18 protein-coding genes are annotated in these 18413 nt (G+C 75.1%); 12 read left to right on the top strand and 6 right to left on the bottom strand.

Features of this window, described 5'->3' with window-relative positions; translation table 11 throughout:
* Positions 1-59: 59 nt before the first annotated feature.
* From IFT72_RS12025 to IFT72_RS12035, 3 genes are all read right to left on the bottom strand, one after another.
* Positions 60-320 carry a DUF6458 family protein gene (locus IFT72_RS12025; RefSeq protein ID WP_056051981.1) on the bottom strand — a complete coding sequence of 87 codons (261 nt, stop codon included), beginning with the start codon at positions 318-320 and terminating at the stop codon, positions 60-62.
* 415 nt (positions 321-735) lie between these two features.
* Positions 736-1527: a type I 3-dehydroquinate dehydratase gene (gene aroD, locus IFT72_RS12030; protein WP_192046584.1), complete on the bottom strand. Its 792-nt coding sequence runs from the start codon at positions 1525-1527 to the stop codon at positions 736-738.
* 1 nt (position 1528) lies between these two features.
* Positions 1529-2455 carry a shikimate dehydrogenase gene (locus IFT72_RS12035; protein WP_371741283.1) on the bottom strand — a complete coding sequence of 309 codons (927 nt, stop codon included), beginning with the start codon at positions 2453-2455 and terminating at the stop codon, positions 1529-1531.
* A gap of 136 nt (positions 2456-2591) precedes the next feature.
* Here IFT72_RS12035 and IFT72_RS12040 point away from each other — a divergent pair, with 136 nt between their 5' ends.
* Positions 2592-3035: a GNAT family acetyltransferase gene (locus IFT72_RS12040; RefSeq protein WP_192046586.1), complete on the top strand. Its 444-nt coding sequence runs from the start codon at positions 2592-2594 to the stop codon at positions 3033-3035.
* Positions 3036-3069: 34 nt separating this feature from the next.
* Here IFT72_RS12040 and IFT72_RS12045 read toward each other — a convergent pair whose 3' ends face one another.
* Positions 3070-4017, bottom strand: a complete 948-nt coding sequence (locus IFT72_RS12045; protein ID WP_371741294.1) for an EamA family transporter — start codon at positions 4015-4017, stop codon at positions 3070-3072.
* A 205-nt stretch (positions 4018-4222) separates the two neighbouring features.
* Here IFT72_RS12045 and IFT72_RS12050 point away from each other — a divergent pair, with 205 nt between their 5' ends.
* The 3 genes from IFT72_RS12050 to recQ all read left to right on the top strand — a co-directional run bounded on the left by IFT72_RS12050 (position 4223) and on the right by recQ (position 9776).
* The gene (locus tag IFT72_RS12050) at positions 4223-6502 is read left to right on the top strand and encodes a bifunctional UDP-sugar hydrolase/5'-nucleotidase (protein WP_192046588.1); all 2280 of its coding nucleotides are present in this window, start codon (positions 4223-4225) and stop codon (positions 6500-6502) included.
* A gap of 96 nt (positions 6503-6598) precedes the next feature.
* Positions 6599-7543: a type II CAAX endopeptidase family protein gene (locus tag IFT72_RS16695; RefSeq protein WP_192046589.1), complete on the top strand. Its 945-nt coding sequence runs from the start codon at positions 6599-6601 to the stop codon at positions 7541-7543.
* Between the two features lie 31 nt (positions 7544-7574).
* On the top strand, positions 7575-9776 hold the full coding sequence (recQ, locus tag IFT72_RS12060) for a DNA helicase RecQ (protein WP_192046590.1): 2202 nt from the start codon (positions 7575-7577) through the stop codon (positions 9774-9776).
* A 116-nt stretch (positions 9777-9892) separates the two neighbouring features.
* Here recQ and IFT72_RS12065 read toward each other — a convergent pair whose 3' ends face one another.
* Entirely contained in the window at positions 9893-10474 is a 582-nt protein-coding gene (locus IFT72_RS12065) for a hypothetical protein (protein ID WP_192046591.1), read from the bottom strand.
* A 226-nt stretch (positions 10475-10700) separates the two neighbouring features.
* On the opposite strand from IFT72_RS12065, the gene IFT72_RS12070 reads away from it, so the two are divergent.
* From IFT72_RS12070 to IFT72_RS12100, 7 genes are all read left to right on the top strand, one after another.
* Positions 10701-11450, top strand: a complete 750-nt coding sequence (locus IFT72_RS12070; protein WP_192046592.1) for a lysophospholipid acyltransferase family protein — start codon at positions 10701-10703, stop codon at positions 11448-11450.
* Between the two features lie 97 nt (positions 11451-11547).
* Positions 11548-12474, top strand: a complete 927-nt coding sequence (locus IFT72_RS16700; RefSeq protein WP_371741284.1) for an NAD(P)-dependent oxidoreductase — start codon at positions 11548-11550, stop codon at positions 12472-12474.
* A 225-nt stretch (positions 12475-12699) separates the two neighbouring features.
* Positions 12700-13785: an alkene reductase gene (locus IFT72_RS12080; protein ID WP_056052008.1), complete on the top strand. Its 1086-nt coding sequence runs from the start codon at positions 12700-12702 to the stop codon at positions 13783-13785.
* A gap of 157 nt (positions 13786-13942) precedes the next feature.
* Positions 13943-15085 carry a septum formation family protein gene (locus tag IFT72_RS16705; protein WP_192046594.1) on the top strand — a complete coding sequence of 381 codons (1143 nt, stop codon included), beginning with the start codon at positions 13943-13945 and terminating at the stop codon, positions 15083-15085.
* A gap of 418 nt (positions 15086-15503) precedes the next feature.
* The gene (locus IFT72_RS12090; protein ID WP_192046595.1) at positions 15504-16145 is read left to right on the top strand and encodes a CDP-alcohol phosphatidyltransferase family protein; all 642 of its coding nucleotides are present in this window, start codon (positions 15504-15506) and stop codon (positions 16143-16145) included.
* Positions 16146-16154: 9 nt separating this feature from the next.
* On the top strand, positions 16155-16706 hold the full coding sequence (locus tag IFT72_RS12095) for a GNAT family N-acetyltransferase (protein ID WP_192046596.1): 552 nt from the start codon (positions 16155-16157) through the stop codon (positions 16704-16706).
* A gap of 49 nt (positions 16707-16755) precedes the next feature.
* Positions 16756-17337 (top strand): acetyltransferase, encoded by a 582-nt coding sequence (locus tag IFT72_RS12100; RefSeq protein WP_192046597.1) that lies wholly within the window; start codon positions 16756-16758, stop codon positions 17335-17337.
* A gap of 59 nt (positions 17338-17396) precedes the next feature.
* On the opposite strand, the gene IFT72_RS12105 is transcribed toward IFT72_RS12100, so the two are convergent.
* Complete coding sequence (locus IFT72_RS12105) at positions 17397-17768, bottom strand: hypothetical protein (RefSeq protein WP_192046598.1); 372 nt, start codon at positions 17766-17768, stop codon at positions 17397-17399.
* A gap of 23 nt (positions 17769-17791) precedes the next feature.
* Between IFT72_RS12105 and IFT72_RS12110 the strand changes: the two genes are divergently transcribed.
* Entirely contained in the window at positions 17792-18367 is a 576-nt protein-coding gene (locus tag IFT72_RS12110; protein ID WP_192046599.1) for a hypothetical protein, read from the top strand.
* Positions 18368-18413: the final 46 nt, after the last annotated feature.

Consider the following 18413-nt stretch of genomic DNA (forward strand, 5'->3'; position numbering starts at 1 on the left):
GCCGCGACCACGAGGGGTCGGGAGGGGGCGCGGCCCGTCGAGGGGTCGTGCGGGGTCGATCAGACGATCGGGCCGCCGTCGTCGCGCGTCGAGCGACGCGTGACCTGCTCGCCGCTGACCGGGTCGACCGCGCTGCGCGAGGTCGAGGTCACCTGGCGACGACGCGTCGCGAAGACGAGCCCGAGGATCGTGACGATGATGCCCGCCGCGATGAGGATGTAGCCGATCAGCTGGATGTCGATGCCCGCGACCTGGAAGTCGAGAGCGAACGCGAGGATCGCGCCGATCACGATCAAGGCGATTCCGCCGCCGATGCTCATGGGTTCTCCTTCGTGAGCCGGAGCCTCTGCTCCGGGTGCCTGAAGGGTACTGACCCCGCGCCTCCTCCGTCACGATCTCGTCGAGCGCTCCTCACCCCTCCGGGGCCTGTGGGCAGCCCTCGGGCGGGCCGAGCCCTGGCTGAGCGTCACCCGGGTGGACGGGGGACGACGGGCCGAGACAGGTCGGGCGGCGAGGTAACCTCGGGTCACTCCGGCGGATCCTCGGCCTCGAGACTCCTGTTGAGCGACGCCCGTCGCTCGTTTCCCGGTGGTGGAGCCGAGGTCGGGTCCGCCGGAGGCCTCGCAGCACCCGACGCGTCGGCAGACGACGCGGTCGACCCTCGATCTGGGGGAGGCGCGGGCCAGGCCGGTCCGATCACCTCGGCTGACAGCGCCCCCGGTCGCCCCGCCCCGGTCAGGCCCCGTGCAGCAGGTCGAGCGCGGCGCCGAGGGCCCGTGCGTCGAGCTGCCCCGGCGCACTCGTCGCCCCGACCGCGCCGAACGTCAGGCACGAGCCGACCGTCTCGCCGGCGAGACGCGAGACGGCGCCGAGCGGCCCCATCGACATCGTCACCGCGGGCACCAGGCCGGGCCCCGACCGGAAGTCGTCGGTGGCCGCCAAGAGGGTCAGCACGTCGGCGGGCGACGTCGGCATCGCGGCGAGCTTGACCACGTCGGCGCCGTTCTCCTGCTGCTCGACGAGGCGCGAGACGATCTCGGCACGCAGCGGCGTCGCCGTGAAGTCGTGCGACGACATGACGACCCGGAGCCCCGCGCCGTGCGCGGCGTCGACGAGGTGCTCGCGCACGTCGGGCTGCGTGTACATCTCGACGTCGACCGCGTCGGGGCGCTCGGCCGGGTCGAGGGCGACGACCGCGTCGATCAGCGCACCGTAGGCGTCGGGCGTGATGTCGCGCTCGCCGCCCTCCTGCTTCGTGCGGAAGGTCGCGAGCAGCGGGACGTCGTCGCGCAGCGACCGCCGCACCGCGGCCACGGCCTCCCGCACGCGGTCGTGGTCGGCGACGGCGGTGAGGTAGTCGAGGCGGAGCTCGACGACGTCGACCACGCCCCGGGGCAGGGCCGCGAGCCCGACGGCGGTGGCCTCCAGCGCGGCGGCCGTGCGCCCGACCAGCGGCACGCAGACGGCGGGGCGACCGTCGCCCAGGGTCACCGAGCGCAGGGCGACGGGCTGCGGGGTGGGACGCACGTCAGACCACCGCCCGGTCGCCGCGGCCGCCGCGGTCGTGGTGGCCGCTGAGATCGTGGTGGTCGGCGGCGCCCGACGGCTCCGCCTCGAGCCCGGCCGCCGCACGGACGGCCGCCCGCACGGCGCCCTCGTCGGGGAGGGGCTCGTCGGCCGCGCCCCCCGTGAACAACCGCACCTGCCCGATCGCCTGCTCGACGAGCATGTCGAGCCCGCTGAGCACGACGCCGCCCTGCGCCGCCCAGGCGCTCGCGGCGCGCGTCGGCCACGGGTCGTAGGCGACGTCGAACAGCACCGACGTCGAGCTCCGCGGCCGCAGCGGCAGGTCGTCGGCCGCGCCGGCGGGCAGGGTGCTGACGACGAAGTCGAGGGGGCCGATGGAGGGCAGCTCGCTGAGCGGGGCCACGACGACGTCGCCGCCGAGCTCCGCGGCGAGGGCGGTCAGCTCGCCGGCGCGGCCGGGGCTGCGGAGGTGGACGGAGAACGACCGGGCTCCCAGCTGCCAGGCCGCGTGCATCGCGGAGGCCGCCGTCGCGCCCCCGCCGAGGATCACGGCCGACTCGGGCCGCACGTCGTGTCGGCGCTGCACGGCGCGGACGATGCCGTCGACGTCGGTGTTGTGCCCGTGCCGGTGGTCGTCGTCGTCGATGACGACGGTGTTGGCGACGCCGAGCAGGGCCGCGAGCGGCGAGACGGTGTCGAGCAGCGGCAGCACCTCGCGCTTGAGCGGCATGGTGAGGCTGAGCCCCCGCCAGCTCGCGTCGAGGCCGTCGACGAAGCCCTGCAGCTCGCCCGAGGCGACCTCGGCGCGGCCGTAGTCGTAGTCGAGCCCGAGCACCTCGTAGGCCGCGGCGTGCAGGCTCGGTGACAGCGAGTGGGCGATCGGCGAGCCGAGCACGGCCAGGCGGCGGCGGGGGTCGGCTCGGGTCACACGGGCTCCTCGGGGTCGGCGGGGCAGACGGCCCATCCTACGACCGGGCCTCCGGGCGGGCCTCGACCCGCGACTCCTGCCTGCTCCGCCACCGGCCCGGGCCGCCGGGCCGCTCGCGGTCTGGCAGGCTCGACCGATGGAGATCCGCGCCTTCGCCCCCGCCGACACCGAGACCGTCGTCGCCCTGTGGGAGGAGTGCGGCCTGACCCGCCCGTGGAACGACCCGCGCCGCGACATCGAGCGCAAGCTCCAGGTGCAGCCCGAGCTCTTCCTCGTCGGCACCGATCGGGTCGAGACGGCCGACGGGGGAGTGCAGGAGGCGGTGGTCGCCACCGCCATGGCCGGTCACGAGGGCCACCGCGGCTGGCTCTACTACGTCGCCGTCGCCCCGGCCCTCCGCGGCGGCGGCCGGGCCCGCGCGCTCGTGGCCGAGGTCGAGCGGCTGCTCACCGAGGCGGGCTGCCCCAAGCTGCAGCTGATGGTGCGGTCGGGCAACGACGACGCGCTCGCCGCGTGGAGCGCGCTCGGCTACGAGCGGCAGGACGTCGTCGTGCTCGGCAAGCGGCTCATCGAGGACTGAGCGGGCGGGCCGTCGACGACGACGGGGGCCGTGCTCAGTCGAGCGCGAGCAGGACGGCCGCCGCGAGGGCGAGCACGAGGCCGACGACCTGCGACCGGGTGAGCCGCTCCCGCAGCACGACGGCGGCCAGCACCACCGTCACGGCGGAGTAGAGCGCGGTCAGCACGCTCATCACGGTGAGGTCGCCGAGCCGGAGCCCGAGGAGGATGAGCACGTTCGCCCCGGCGTCGGCCACGCCGCAGAGCAGGGCGAGGCGGAGAGCGGGGGCGAGGCCCCGGGCCACCGACGGCACGCCTGCCGGCCCGGCCGTGCCGGAGGCGTGAGCCGTCGGCAGCGCGTGACCCGCGCCTCCTGCTCGACCCGCGCCTCCCACGCCCGGCGACCGCCGCCTCGAGATCGCGACCAGGGCGAGCACCGCCACCGCGCCTCCGGTCAGCACCACGTTCGTGACCCGGTTCGCGACCAGCGGCACGAGGCCGGAGTCGGCGGGCGTCTGGTCGAGGAAGACGAGGACGACGCCGATGCCGACGCCCGCCGCGAGGGCCATCAGCAGGCCGGCGGCGGTCGGCTTCGGGGCGGAGGCGTCGGGCACGAACCCGACGAGCACCACGGCGACGAGGGCGAGCGCGATGCCCGCCCAGCCGGCCGGCCCGAGCCGCGAGCCCTGCAGCAGGCCCACGCCCACCGGCACGATCGCGGAGACCACGGCGGTCAGCGGCGACAGGATGCTCATCGGCCCGATCGCGAGGCAGGCGTAGAGCAGGGCGATGGCGGCGGCGCCGGCCACGCCGCTCGCGACGCCCCAGCCGACCGCGGCGCCGGAGGGGGTGCCGGGCACCACGACGAGCAGCACGAGCAGCAGCACGAGGCCGCTCGCCGCCGAGATCGCCGTGACGCGGAGGGGCGGCAGGCGACGCGCCGCGAGACCGCCGAGGAAGTCGCCCGAGCCGTAGGCGACGGCGGCGGCGAGGCCGAGGAGCACGGACAGCAACGGGACCTCCGGAGGCGCGGTGGGGGTGGACGACGACCGTCGCGTTAACAGCACGTGACGAACGTGTGCGGAGCCTTGTGCGGCTCCCAGCCAGATCTTATGTTCGTCGGGTCTGTCCCTCGTCCGAGGGACGGGCCGCCCCGGGCACCTCCCGCGGGCCTGAGATCACGCACGGACACCAGGAGACACACCGCACATGCGCCCCCGTCACCCCATCGCACCTCCGGCCGAGACGGGAGCGCCGCGTCGTCGCCGTCGCGCCGCCCTCTCGCTCGTCGCCGTCGCCACCCTCGGCGCCGGTCTCGTGGCCGCCGTCCCGGCCCAGGCGGCCCCGACGACCATCGACATCCTCGGCATCAACGACTTCCACGGGCGCATCGCGCAGGAGGCCTCGCCGGTCGCCGGCGCCGCCGTCATGGCCGGGTTCGTCGACCAGTTCCGCACGACCCACCCGAACACGTCGTTCGTGTCGTCGGGCGACAACATCGGTGCCTCGACGTTCACCTCCTTCATCCAGGAGGACAAGCCGGCCCTCGACGCGCTCAACGCGATGGACCTCGACGTCAGCGCGCTCGGCAACCACGAGTTCGACCGCGGCCAGGACGACCTCAACGGCCGCGTCGACGACGCCAGCGACTTCCCCTACCTCGGGGCCAACATCTTCCGGGCCGACGGCTCGCACGCCTACGACCCCTACTTCGTCAAGGACGTCGGCGGCGTCAGGGTCGGCTACATCGGCGCGATCACCGAGCTGATGCCCGAGCTGGTCAGCCCGTCCGGCATCGCCGGCCTCACCTTCGGCGACATCGTCGACAGCGTCAACGACGTGGCCGACGACCTCAGCGACGGCGCCGCCGAGAACGGCGAGGCCGACGTGCTCGTGCTGCTCGTGCACGAGGGCAACTCGTCGGGCACGGCGCTCGACGCGGGCGGCGACTTCGCCCGCATCGCGACCGACGTCTCGCCGAAGGTCGACGCGATCCTGTCGGGCCACACGCACCAGTCGTACAACTTCTCGGTCGTGCCGACCGGCGGCACCACGCCTCGCCCAGTCGTGCAGACCGGCAGCTACGGCGCGAACCTGAGCCACCTCGCGATCACGTTCGACGCCGACACGAAGGCCACGACGGTCACGAGCGAGCTGCTGCCGCTCTACCAGAAGGCGACGCCCGACCCCGAGGTCGCGAAGATCGTCAGCGACGCCGTCGCGGTCGCCGCGGTCGAGGGCGCGAAGAAGGTCGGCGAGATCACCGCCGACTTCCCCCGCGCCGTGCAGTCCGACGGCACCGAGAACCGCGGAGGCGAGTCGACCCTCGGCAACTTCGTCGCCGACGTGCAGCTCGAGGCCACGGTCGGCAACGGGTCGCAGATGGCCTTCATGAACCCGGGCGGCCTCCGTGCCGACCTGCGCTACGCCTCCGCGGGCGCCAGCGACCCCGCCGGCAACCTGACCTTCGCCGAGGCCGCCGCCGTGCAGCCCTTCGCCAACACGCTCGTCGTCGTCGACATGACGGGGGCGCAGATCGAGCAGGCTCTCGAGCAGCAGTGGCAGCCCGCCGGGTCGTCGCGGCCGTTCCTCAAGCTGGGCGTCTCGAAGGGCCTCAGCTACACGTACGACCCGGCCGCCGCCTCCGGTGAGCGCATCCGCACGATCACGCTGAACGGCGCGGAGCTCGACCGCGCGGCCTCGTACAAGGTCACGGTCAACTCGTTCCTGTCGTCGGGCGGCGACAACTTCACCGCCTTCAACACCGGCTCGGCCGCCGACAGCGGCAAGGTCGACCTACAGGCCCAGGTGGACTACTTCACCGTGCCCGCCGGCTCGCCCGCCCGCGTCGCCACGCCGGACTTCACCCAGCGCTCGGTCGGCGTCACGGCGACCCCGTCGCCCGAGGCCGGCTTCGCGGCCGGCGACACGGTGACGCTGTCGCTCTCGTCGCTGCTCTTCAGCTCGCAGGTCGGGCCGGAGACGGGCACCGTCTCGGTCAGCCTCGACGGCGTCGAGCTCGCCTCGCAGCCGATCGACCGCACCGTGGTCGACAAGGGCGACGAGACCGGGCGCGCGACGCTGTCGTTCGCGGTGCCCGCCGGCGTCACGGCCCCCACGGCCGGCCCGGTCGTGCGTCAGCTGCGCGTCACGGTGGCCGGGACGGGGACGGTCGTCGACGTGCCCGTCGTCCTCGCCGCCGCCGCCGAGCCGGTCGTCGTCGACCCGACCCCGGCTCCGACCGACCCCGCCGTCCCCGCCCCCGGGGCCGGAGCGGGCACCGGTGCGGGCACCGGGACGGGTGCGGGCACCGGCACGTCGACCCGCCCCACGCGCGTCACGGCCTCGGGTGACCTCGCCTACACGGGCTCCGACGCCGCGATGACCGGGCTGGCGCTCGCGCTGACCCTGATGCTGGCCGGCGCCGGCGTGGTCACGGCCACGCGCCTCCGTCGCCGTCGCACCGCCTCGGTCGGCACCACCGACTGACGCCCCGCCGCACAGCTCGACCCGGACGGCCCGGTCGCACCCCACGGTGCGGCCGGGCCGTCCGGCGTCGCAGCTGTCCCGGCTAGCCTCGACCCCGTGACCGTCGCCTACCACCGCCTGTTCCGCACCCTGCCGACGTACCGCTGGTACCGGCCTCTGCTGGCGCTCCTGCTCGGCACGGTCTTCTACGTCGTCGCGTCGAACGCGGTCGTGCTCGCCCTCTACGCCGTCGTCGCCGCGGCCGGGGGAGCGGACGCCGCCTCCCGCCTGGCCGAGGGCCTCCAGGACGACCCGCTCGACGCCTCCCAGCCCCTGGTCATGCTCGCGACGCTGGGCTCGATCGCGACCATGCTGCCCTCCGTGCTGTTCGCGACGAAGCTCGCCGGGCTCGGCGGCTGGGGCCAGCTGTCGAGCGTCGCCGGTCGCCTGCGCTGGCGCTGGCTGCTGCGCTGCGTGGGCCCGGCCGCGGCCTTCATGGCCCTCACCGTCCTGCTCAGCTACCTCGTCGTGCCGCTGGTCACGGGCGACGATCTGGGCTCCGGGCCCGTCACGACCCCGCCCGCGGCCCTCGTCTGGTCGGTCGTCGTGATCCTGCTGCTCGTGCCCCTGCAGGCCAGCGCGGAGGAGTACGTCTTCCGCGGCTTCGCGATGCAGTCGCTGGGGTCGTGGATCGCCCGGCCGCTCGTCGCGATCGTCGTGCCCACCGTCGCCTTCGGCCTCTCGCACGCCTACAACGTCTGGGGTGTGCTCGACGTCGCCGTCTTCGGCGTGACCGCCGCCTGGCTGACCTGGCGCACCGGCGGGCTCGAGGCCGCCATCGTCGCGCACGTGCTCAACAACACGGTCCTCTTCCTCCTCCTGGCGCCCTACGCGGGCACCCCGTCGAGCGACGGCAGCCCCCTCGCGCTCGCCGTGACGGTCGTCTGCACGCCGTTCTGGGCCTGGCTCGTGCTGCGCTCGTTCCACAGGTCGGGCGAGCTCGCGTCCTCCCCCGCGAGCGAGCTCACGGGGCGTCACCCGGTGGAGTCGCGGGTCGGCTGACCGCGTCGGTGGCGCCTCCTAGACTCGCCTGGTGACCGACGCTCCCCCCTCCTCCGCAGCCCCCGCCACCGGCAGCCCGACCGACGCCTCCGGCAGCGCGACCGACGCCTCCGCGCGGGCCGGCTCGCCCGTCGAGGTGCTGCAGCGGGTCTTCGGCTACGACGCCTTCCGCGGCGACCAGGCGGCGATCATCGACCAGGTCGTCGGCGGCGGCGACGCCCTCGTGCTGATGCCGACCGGCGGCGGCAAGTCGCTCTGCTACCAGGTGCCCGCGCTCGTGCGCCCCGGCACCGGGGTCGTCGTCTCGCCGCTGATCGCGCTGATGCAAGACCAGGTCGACGCCCTCGAGGCCGTGGGCGTGCGGGCGTCGTTCCTCAACAGCACGCAAGACCCCGACCAGCGCCGTGCCGTCGAGCAGGCCTTCGTCACGGGCGAGCTCGACATGCTCTACCTCGCGCCCGAGCGGCTGAAGCTCGACAGCACCAAGTCGCTCCTCGACCGCGGCCGGGTCTCGCTCTTCGCGATCGACGAGGCGCACTGCGTCGCGCAGTGGGGCCACGACTTCCGCCCCGACTACCTCGAGCTGTCGGTGCTCCACGAGCGCTGGCCCGACGTGCCGCGCATCGCCCTCACCGCGACCGCCACCGAGACCACCCACCGCGAGATCTCGCGGCGGCTCGAGCTCGACGACGCCGCGCACTTCGTGGCCGACTTCGACCGCCCCAACATCCAGTACCGCATCGAGGCGAAAGACGGTCCGCAGCAGCAGCTGCTCCGCTTCGTCCGCGCCGAGCACGACGGCGACGCCGGCATCGTCTACTGCCTCTCGCGCAAGTCGGTCGAGAGCACGGCCGAGTTCCTGGTGAAGCAGGGCATCGCCGCGCTGCCCTACCACGCGGGCCTCGACGCGGGCACGCGCGCCCGCAACCAGTCGCGCTTCCTCCGTGAAGACGGCATCGTCATGGTCGCCACGATCGCCTTCGGCATGGGCATCGACAAGCCCGACGTCCGCTTCGTCGCCCACCTCGACCTGCCCAAGTCGGTCGAGGGCTACTACCAGGAGACCGGGCGGGCCGGGCGAGACGGCCTGCCCGCCACCGCGTGGCTGGCCTACGGCCTGCAGGACGTCATGCAGCAGCGCCGCATGATCGACCAGTCGGAGGGCGACGCCGACCACCGCCGCAAGCTCAGCGCGCACCTCGACGCGATGCTCGCGCTCTGCGAGACGGTCGAGTGCCGCCGCGTGCAGCTGCTCGGCTACTTCGGCCAGGCGAGCACGCCGTGCCACAACTGCGACACCTGCCTGAACCCGCCGCAGTCGCTCGACGGCACCGTGCCGGCGCAGAAGCTCCTGTCGACGATCGTGCGCCTCAAGCGCGAGCGCGACCAGCAGTTCGGCGCGGGCCAGATCATCGACATCCTGCTCGGCAAGACGACGCCGCGCATCACGCAGAACCGCCACGAGCAGCTCAGCACGTTCGGCATCGGCACCGAGCTGAGCGAGATCGAATGGCGGGGCGTCGTGCGCCAGCTGCTCGCCCAGGGCGTGCTGGCCGTCTCGCCCGACGGCTACGGCACCCTGCTCATCACCGACGCCGCGGCCGAGGTGCTCTCGGGCTCGCGGCCCGTCCGTCTCCGCAAGGAGCCCGAGCGGGCCCCCCGATCGCGCTCGGCCCGCGGGGCGGACGGCTCGTCGCGCGGCTCGCGCACCGGTGCCGGCGCCGCCGACCTCGACGCCGCCGACGTGCCGCTGTTCGAGACGCTGCGCCAGTGGCGGGCCGGGGTCGCGAAGGCCCAGGGCGTGCCCGCCTACGTCGTCTTCGGCGACGTCACCCTGCGCGGCGTCGCCGCGGCCCGGCCCTCGTCGATGACCGAGCTCGCCGGCATCAGCGGCGTCGGGCAGAAGAAGCTCGACACCTACGGCCAGCAGGTGCTCGACGTCGTGGCCGGCGTCTCGCCCGAGGAGGCCGCCGCCGCGGCGGCCGAGCGCGGCCCGGCGAGCTCCGGTCCGAGCTTCGGCGGGGGAGGGGGCGGGGCCGACGAGGCCCGGCCCGCCACGGCGCCCGGGGCGGCCCGGCGGGCCGCGCCCGCTCGCTCACGCCCGGCGACGCGCCCCACACCGGCGGCGGCTCCGGCCAGCGGGGGCGCTCCCGACCTCGAGCCCTACCCGTACGACGACGAGCCGCCCTTCGACCCCTACGTCGACGACGTCCCGCCCGACGACTGGCGCTGACGACCGGCGCTGTCGACCGACGCTGTCGACCGGCCGCGCCGGGGCGGGCCAGGGCGAGCCCCGGCGGTCTGATCGCCTCCGACCTCGTGGGTCGGGGCGATCCGTGGGCGTCGTCGTCAGCCCTGGGCCTGGCGCGCGTCGATGACCGGCAGATCGTCGACCTCGGCGACCTTCACGACCTGCGGTGCAGGCCGCAGGGGCACCCGGATCGGCCCCGAGACCGGGCCGGCGGAGCCGAGCTGGAGCTCGGAGACGCGTCGGGCGAGCAGCACGAGCGCGAGGGTCGTCCCGACCATCGCCTCGAAGCCGCCGGCGAACATGCCGCCGTGGAGGCGGGAGACGTACGCGGCCGAGAGCAGGAAGGCGCAGCCCAGGGGAGCGCTCAGGTACAGGGCCTGCACCGGCTGCAGCAGCAGCGGCAGACCGAGTCGCACCCGCACGCGGATCACCGTCATCGTGACGAGCAGCGCGACGGCGACCGCCGCGGCGAGACCGTAGAGGACGACGGCGACGTCGGCCGCGACGAAGTCCGCCCGGGCCGCCCCCGCGGCCCCGGCGGACGCCACCGCCGCGAAGTAGAGGTAGACCGCCGGCGCGACGGCGTAGGCCGCCCGCCGGAGACGCCCGGCCGGCAGTGCGATGATCGCGTCGGCCCCCTGACTGTCGCGAGTCGTCGGCTCCTGCATGTCGTGCGTCATCGTCGTCCCCCCGGTGCGCCCCCACGGCGCACCTGCATCCCCGCGACGAGCCTAGACAGGTCCGTCGGAGGCGCGCAATCAGTCAGAAGGAGGACACCCGCCGTACCCGCCGCGGGTGGTCCGCCGGCTCCGCGCCTCCCGCCCGCCCCTCGCCCGCCGCGCCTCCGGCCGTCACCCGCCGCCGGCGCACGGCCCGTCGACGCCCGGCGAGCATGCCCGCCCGGGCATGCGGCGTCGGGCACCCTGGAGCGTGCTCACCTTCGTCAGCCGGGCTGTCCTCGCGCCCCTCGTGCGCCTCCTCTGGCGGCCCCGCGTCGTCGGACGCCGCAACGTGCCCAAGCAGGGCGCGGTCATCCTCGCCAGCAACCACTTGTCGTTCATGGACAGCGTCGTCATCACGCTGATGGCCCCGCGGGAGGTGTCGTTCCTCGCGAAGAACGCCTACTTCACGGGCGCGGGCCTCCGGGGCCGGCTTCGCCGCTCCTTCTTCACCGGCATCGGGGCCATCGGCGTCGAGCGCGGCGCCGGCTCCGCCGCGCAGCACGCCCTCGACCTCGGGCTCGAGCGCCTGACGCAGGAGGCCGCCTTCGCGATCTACCCCGAGGGCACCCGATCGCTCGACGGACGTCTCTACAAGGGCCGCACGGGCGTCGCCTGGCTCGCCCTCACGAGCGGCGCCCCCGTCGTGCCCGTCGCCCTGACCGGCACGCAGGAGCTGCAGCCGGTCGGCTCCACCCTGCCGCGCCTCACCCGCTTCACCGTCGAGTTCGGCGAGCCGATCGACCTGTCGCACCACGGCGAGGCGAAGTCGGGCCGCGCCCGGCGCCAGGCGACCGACGAGGTGATGGCGGCCATCGCGCGCCTCAGCGGCCAGGAGCTCGCCGGAACGTACAACGAGCCGCCGAACCCCTCCGTCGTCGAGCGCGTGCGGCGGGCGATCCGCCGTGACCCGGTGGGCGAGGACGCCGTCGACTGAGCCGCCCTGCCGGGGCGGCTCCCCGCGGCGGCCGACCCGCGCCTCCCCCCGGCCCCGGGCGTGCCCCGAGCCGCCCGGCGTACGGTGCACCTCGGCGGTGCACCAGCCCGCCCCCGCACATCGACGCGGCCGCACGACGGCCGCCGGCAAGGAGCACCAGGGCATGCACGTCGCAGTCATCGGCACCGGGATCATGGGCGGCGGCGTCGCCAGGACGCTGCTCCGCGAGGGCTTCGACGTGACGGTCTGGAACCGCACCCGGGCCAAGGCCGAGCCGCTCGCCGACGACGGGGCCCGCGTGGCCGACACGGTCGCCGAGGCCGTCGCCGACGCGGACGTCGTCGTGACGGTGCTGTTCGACGGCCCCGCGGTGCTCGACGTGCTCCGCGAGGGCGGCCGGGCCCGGCACTCCGCCGACGCGCCCCTCTGGGTCCAGGCGAGCACGATCGGCACCGCCGCCACCGCCCAGGTCGTCGACCTCGCCCGCGAGCTCGACGTGCCGCTCGTCGAGGCGATGATGCTCGGCACCAAGAAGCCCGCCGAGACGGGTGCGCTCGTCATGCTCGCCGCCGGCGACCCCGACCTCGTCGCCCGGGCGACCCCCGTGCTCGACGCCATGGGCGCGAAGACGGTCGTGGCCGGCACCGAGGTGGGCCAGGGCACGGCGCTCAAGCTCGCCGCCAACGCCTGGATCGCGTCGATCACGGCGGCGACCGCGCAGTCGCTCGCCCTGACGCAGGCCCTCGGGCTCGACCCCCGGCTCTTCCTCGACGCCATCGCCGGCGGGCAGTCCGACAGCCAGTACGCGCACGTCAAGGGCGCGACGATGATCGCCGGCGAGTACCCCGCGCAGTTCGCCCTCGACGGCATCCGGAAGGACATCGACCTCATGCGCGAGGCGGCCGACGGCACGCCCGTCGACACCGGACTGCTGGAGGCGCTGGCCGGCCTCTACGGGCGCGCGTCCGACCGCGGCCACGGCGGCGACGACATCGCCGCGGTGCGCACCGGCTTCGACGCGTGACGCCCCTCCGACGCGCCTCCGCCTGACGCCCCTCCGCCTGACGCGCCTCCGCGCCTGCCGCTGACTGCAGGCGGTCGAACCTGCGCTCCTCCTGAGAGTCCCGCCGCCGCGCCGTCGCGGCGGAATGCCCTCCCCGCACCTCCGGTTGCCCTCGCGGGCGCCGCTGCCTCCGTGCGCCGCACCCGCGGTCGCGCCCCGTCCTCATCCCCGACGAAAGGACCCTCCGTGGACCTCTTCTCCTCCGCCTCGTTCGGCGACCTCACCCTCGCGAACCGCGTCACCATGGCGCCCCTGACCCGCATGCGCGCCGACGCCGGCGACGTGCCCGGCGACCTGATCGTCGAGCACTACCGCCAGCGCGCGACCGTGGGCCTGATCGTGACCGAGGGCACCTACCCGACCGTGGAGGGCAAGGGCTACACCGGCCAGCCCGGCATCGTCACCGACGAGCAGGTCGCCGGCTGGAAGCGCGTCGCCGACGAGGTGCACGCCGCCGGCGGCACGATCGTCATGCAGGTGATGCACGCGGGCCGCGTCTCGCACACCGAGGTCACCGGCACCGAGCGCATCGTCGGCCCGAGCGCCATCGCGATCGACGGCGAGATCCACACGCCGAGCGGCAAGTCGGCCTACCCGGTGCCGCACGAGCTGACCACCGAGGAGGTCCGTCAGGTCGTGCAGGACATCGTCACCGCGTCGAAGCGCGCCGTGCTCGAGGCCGGCCTCGACGGCGTCGAGCTGCACAGCGCCAACGGCTACCTGCTGCACGAGTTCCTCTCGCCCGTGTCGAACGTGCGCACCGACGAGTACGGCGGAAGCCCCGCCGCCCGCGCCCGCATCGGCGTCGAGACGGCCACGGCCGTCGCCGCGGCGATCGGCGCCGGCCGTGTCGGCATGCGCATCTCGCCCATGCACAACATCCAGGACGTCGCCGAGACCGACCTCGCCGACGTGACCGCGACCTACGAGGCCCTGCTCGACGGCGTCGCGCCGCTCGGCCTCGCCTACCTGAGCGTGCTGCACGCGGAGCCCCGCGGCGAGCTCGTGCAGCACCTCCGGGCCCGCTTCGGCGGCCCCGTCGTGCTCAACAGCGGCTTCGGCGTCGTCACCGACAAGGCCGAGGCCGAGGAGCTCGTCAGCGGCGGCCACGCCGACGCCGTCGCGGTCGGCCGCATGGTCATCGCGAACCCCGACCTCGTCGCGCGCTGGCAGGGCGACACCGAGCTGAACGAGCCGAACCCGGCCACGTTCTACGCCGAGGGCGCCACCGGCTACACCGACTACCCGACGCTGGAGACGGTCTCGAACTGACCCGCGCCTCCTCGCTCGGCCTGACGCCCGGCCTCGCCGCGACCCCTGGTCGCCGCGGGGTCGGGCGTCCCGCGAAGGGGGCGGCGCGCCGCGAGCCCGCGGCGCGTTACGATCCCTCAGGCGGTCGACCCCGACGACGCCGCCGAAGGGGACCACCGTGGCCGATGCCGACCTGCCGCCGACGCACCAGCGCGTCGCGGCGCTCCTCCGCCACGAGTTCTCCGGTCTCGAGCTCACCGACGTCGCGAGCGAGTACCCGGGCACCCGCGCGCCGGGTGCCGCCCTCCGCCTGCGGCTCGGCCACCGTCTCTGGCTCGACCTCGCGGACGACGGCCGGGAGTGGTTCGTCGCCGGCCTCTACGCCGACGCCTCGGGCGTCACCCCGCCCGACCAGCGGTCGCGTGAATCGCTGGCCGTGCCCCTGGACGCGGAGGCGCGGGTCGTCGCCGACGCAGCCGTCGCGTCGGTCTGGCGCTGGGTCGACGCGGTGGGCCCGGCCGAGGCCGACGCTCCGTTCGCCCGGGAGCGCCCCGCCGCGCCTCCCGCGATCCCCAGCCCCGCCGTCTTCGGGGCGCCGGCGCCCGCTCCGTACGTCCCCCAGCCGGCGCAGCCGCTGACGCCCCCGCCCGGGGCGTGGGCCGGGCAGGGCGTGGCCCAGGCCGCGCCGAACGCGTACGTGCCGCAGGCCGCCCCCGGGGCGGCGCCCTACGGCGCACCCGGCGGCTACGGCGCTGCGCCCGCCTACGGCGCCTGGGCGCCCGCCGCCCCCGCGAAGCCGCGGAACCGCGGCCTGCTCATCGGCGGCATCATCGCCGCGTCGGTGCTCGTGCTCGGCGGAGTCTCCGCCGCCGTCCTCAGCGGCATCGGCACCCTGTCGAGCGAGGTCGCGGCCGGGTCGGACCCGGGCATCGACCCCGACGCCGTGCCCGACACCGGCATCGAGGAGCTCACGGTCGGCGACTGCTTCTCGTTCGGCGGCGCCGACGCGACGGCGGAGGAGGTCTCGATGGTCGACCTCCGCTCGTGCGACGAGGAGCACCAGAACGAGGTCTACCTGCAGGACGAGCTCACCGACGCCGACGCGTACCCCGGCGACGAGGCGACCGCGGCCGAGGCGGACGACCTCTGCTACGGCGCCTTCGAGGGCTTCATCGGGCTGCCGTGGGAGGAGTCGGAGGTCGAGTACCTCTACCTGACGCCGACCGAGCAGAGCTGGGGCCAGGGCGACCGGAGCGTGCTCTGCTACGCGTACCTCTACGGCGACACGTCGCCCGGCAGCCTCCAGGACTACGGGTACTGAGCCGCCGCTGGTGGGGCGGTGCGGCGGGTCCGTGTCCTCGCTGGCGGGTCGGTGCCGGCCCGCCGGGGAGGACGGCGACCGGCCGCCTTCGCTGAGCGGTGGGCGGGGCGCTGGGGGAGGCTGTTCCACTCCGGAGTGGAGGAGCGATCCTGGAGCAGGCCCTGCCGGCCGCCGAGCGGGTCGTGCGGCCATGCGCCCGCGCGTACGGCGGGTCCGTGTCCCCGCTGGCGGGTCGGCGCCGGCCCGCCCAGGAGGACGACGACCCGCCGCACTCCTCGAACCGGGGCTCGCGCCTCCCACCCAGGAGGACGGGGCCCGCCCGCTCCTCGTGGACCGGGCTCGCGCCTCCCGCGCTCGCCCGCCCACTCGCCGCGGCGCGCCCCGTAGGATCGGAGCGCCCCCGCAGCCCGTCGGGAGCGTGACCCGAGAGGACGTCGTGCAGCTCGTCGACCGTCTGTTCCGCACCGACGAGTGGCGGACCGTACCCAACGCGATCACGGCCGTGCGCCTCCTGCTGCTGCCCGTCTTCGTCGTGCTCGTCGTCGGCGCGCACTACTGGTCGTCGCTGCTGGTGATCGCCGTGGTGTTCTTCACCGACTTCCTCGACGGGTTCGTCGCGCGGCGCACCGGCGCGACGTCCGAGCTCGGTCGCTGGCTCGACCCCGTGGCCGACCGGCTGACGGTCATCGTCGTGATGGTCTCGCTCGCGCTGGGCGACCTGCTCAACTGGCCCGTCGTCGTGCTGATCCTGCTGCCCGACGTGCTGCTCAGCCTGTACGCGCTGGTGCGCTTCGGCGGCGCGCCCTTCCCGGTCACGCGCGTCGGCAAGGTGCGCACCTCCCTGATCTTCGTCGGGCTGCTGATGCTGCTCGTCGGCCACGCGGCCGTCGACCAGTGGCGAGGAGTCGCGGGCTCGGAGGGCCTGGACGTCGCGGGCCAGGTGATGATCCTGGTGAGCGCCTTCGTGCTGTTGCTCGGGCTGATCGGGCACTACGTCGCGGCGGTGATCTACGGGCGAGCCCTCGTCGCTCGCCACCGCGAGGACCGCCGGGCCGGCTGAGGTCGCCGGATGACGATTCCCGACAACGGCACGGACGCCGCAGCGCTCGACCCCGCAGTGCTCGACCCCGCAGTGCTCGACCCCGCCGCGATCGAGCTCGCCGAGGTCGACCCCGACGACCCGAGGGCCGTCTGGTGCCTCGGGCAGTACCTCGCCGAGATCGACGCCCGCTTCGACGTCGGCTACGACCCCGCCGCGGCCGTGCCGACCACGGCGGCGTCGATGCGGCCGCCGAAGGGCCTCTTCGTGCTGGCGACGCGGAGCGGCGAGCCCGTCGGCTGCGGTGCCCTCAAGCTGCACGACGACGGCTCCGCCGAGGTGAAGCGGGTGTGGGTCTCGGCGACGGTGCGGGGAGCGGGGCTCGGCCGCCGCCTCCTGCGCGACCTCGAGCGCCGGGCCGTCGAGCGCGGCACCACGCTGCTGCGGCTCGACACGAACGCGACGCTGGTCGAGGCGATCCGCCTCTACCGCGCCGAGGGCTGGGTCGAGGTGCCGCCGTTCAACGACGAGCGCTACGCCGACCACTGGTTCGAGAAGCGCGTGGCGCCCGCCGGGGCCTGAGCGAGCCGACGGACCGAGCCCGGCGCTCGCGCCTGCCAGGATGACTGGCATGGGAGAGAGCATGGTCATGCCCCTGCACGATCCGCGGCGCGCGGAGCTCGAGGCGGGCGGGTGGCACGTCACGGCCCGGTCGTTCGGGGCACAGCTGGACTCCGCGCGCGTCGACCGGGAGCGGCTGCGGCGGTTCGTGGCCGGAGTCGTCGGCTCCCTGCGCGAGCTGAGCGAGGGCGACCTCCACGACGTGCTGACGCTCGACGCGGCGACCGCCGGCGACTACCCCGGGGGCGTGGCGACGCGTCACGAACCGCTCGACGCAGCCCGGGCGACGCCCTCCGCCTCGCGCCGCGCGTTCGGAGCCTTCCTGCCCACCGGAGAGCTGGTAGCCATGACCTTCGTCGACGTCGAGGGCGTCCGCGCCGAGACGGACTTCACGGTCGTCCGTCGTGACCAGCGAGGACGGGGCCTCGGTGTCGCCGTGAAGGCGGGCTCAGTCCTCGAGCTCACGTCGGACGGCGTCGAACGGTTCCGCACAGGAGGGTCCGCCGACAACGAGGCCGTCCTCCGGGCGAACGACGCCGTGGGCTACCTCCGCGACGAGGAGTGGGTCACGCTCGAGCCCGGCACCGCCTGAGGGGGGCCCGGCGGCGACGAGATGGTCGACCTGCCCGTGCCTCGCGGCCGTGGATCCGGTCACAGCCAGGCGGGAGGCCCGTTCACGGTCCAGTCGACGGCCTCGACGAGGGTAACGACGACGTACAGCGCCACGACGCCGACGAAGCCCGAGAGGGCGGACCCGATGGCCCAGTCGCTTCGGTCTTCCCGGTCCAGGCGACGGTCGAGGAGCGCGGCGACGCTGCCCATCAGGCCCAGCGCCGGCGGTGCTCCGAGGAGCAGTCCGGCCGGGACCGACCCGCCGAGGAACCCCAGGGCGACGAGCGCGCCGAGGGTGGCGCCGAGGCACACGAGCGTGACGATCGGGAGGCGCCGTCGGGCGCGACCGCTCCGTCCCCCCGTCCGCACCATCAGCCCATCCTCGCTGACCGTGCCGGTCGTGCGCAGCACCCGCCGCCTCCTAGGCTCGGCCCGTGACCTCGACCACCGCCTCCACCGGCCTCGACGCCGCGTCGCCGGTCGCCCTCGTGCTCCCCGGTGCCGGCTACACCGCGCAGGCGCCGGTGCTCGCCTGGTCCGTCGCGCTGCTCGCCGAGCGGGGCTGGCACGTGCAGGTCGTCTCGTGGACGATCGATGACGCCGCCGAGGGCGACCCGGAGACGTTCGTCACGGCCGAGGCGCGCTCCGCACTCGACGCAGCCCGCGCCTCCGGCGCCACCGGGCCCGCCCACGTCGTCGCCAAGTCGCTCGGCACCTGGTGCCTGCCGTGGGCGCTCCGGGAAGGGCTGCCGGGCGCGTGGCTCACCCCGCTGACGACCGAGCCGGCCGTGCGGGCCGCGCTCGACGCCGCCGGCCCCGAGCACCTGGCCGTCGGGGGCGACGTCGACGCCTGGTGGCGGCCGGAGGGCCTGGGCACCTCCGGCCTCGAGCTCGTCACCGTGCCCGGCGCCGACCACGGCCTCCGGCGCCCGGGCGACTGGCGCGCCTCCCTCGACCTCCAGCGCGGCGTCCTCGAGCGGGTCGACGCCTGGGCCGGCCGCTCCGCCTGACCCCCGGGCGCTACTGGCACCCTCGCACCGAGGCCGCGGGCACGCA

Source organism: Frigoribacterium sp. CFBP 8754 (assembly GCF_014841815.1).
GTDB lineage: Bacteria > Actinomycetota > Actinomycetes > Actinomycetales > Microbacteriaceae > Frigoribacterium > Frigoribacterium endophyticum.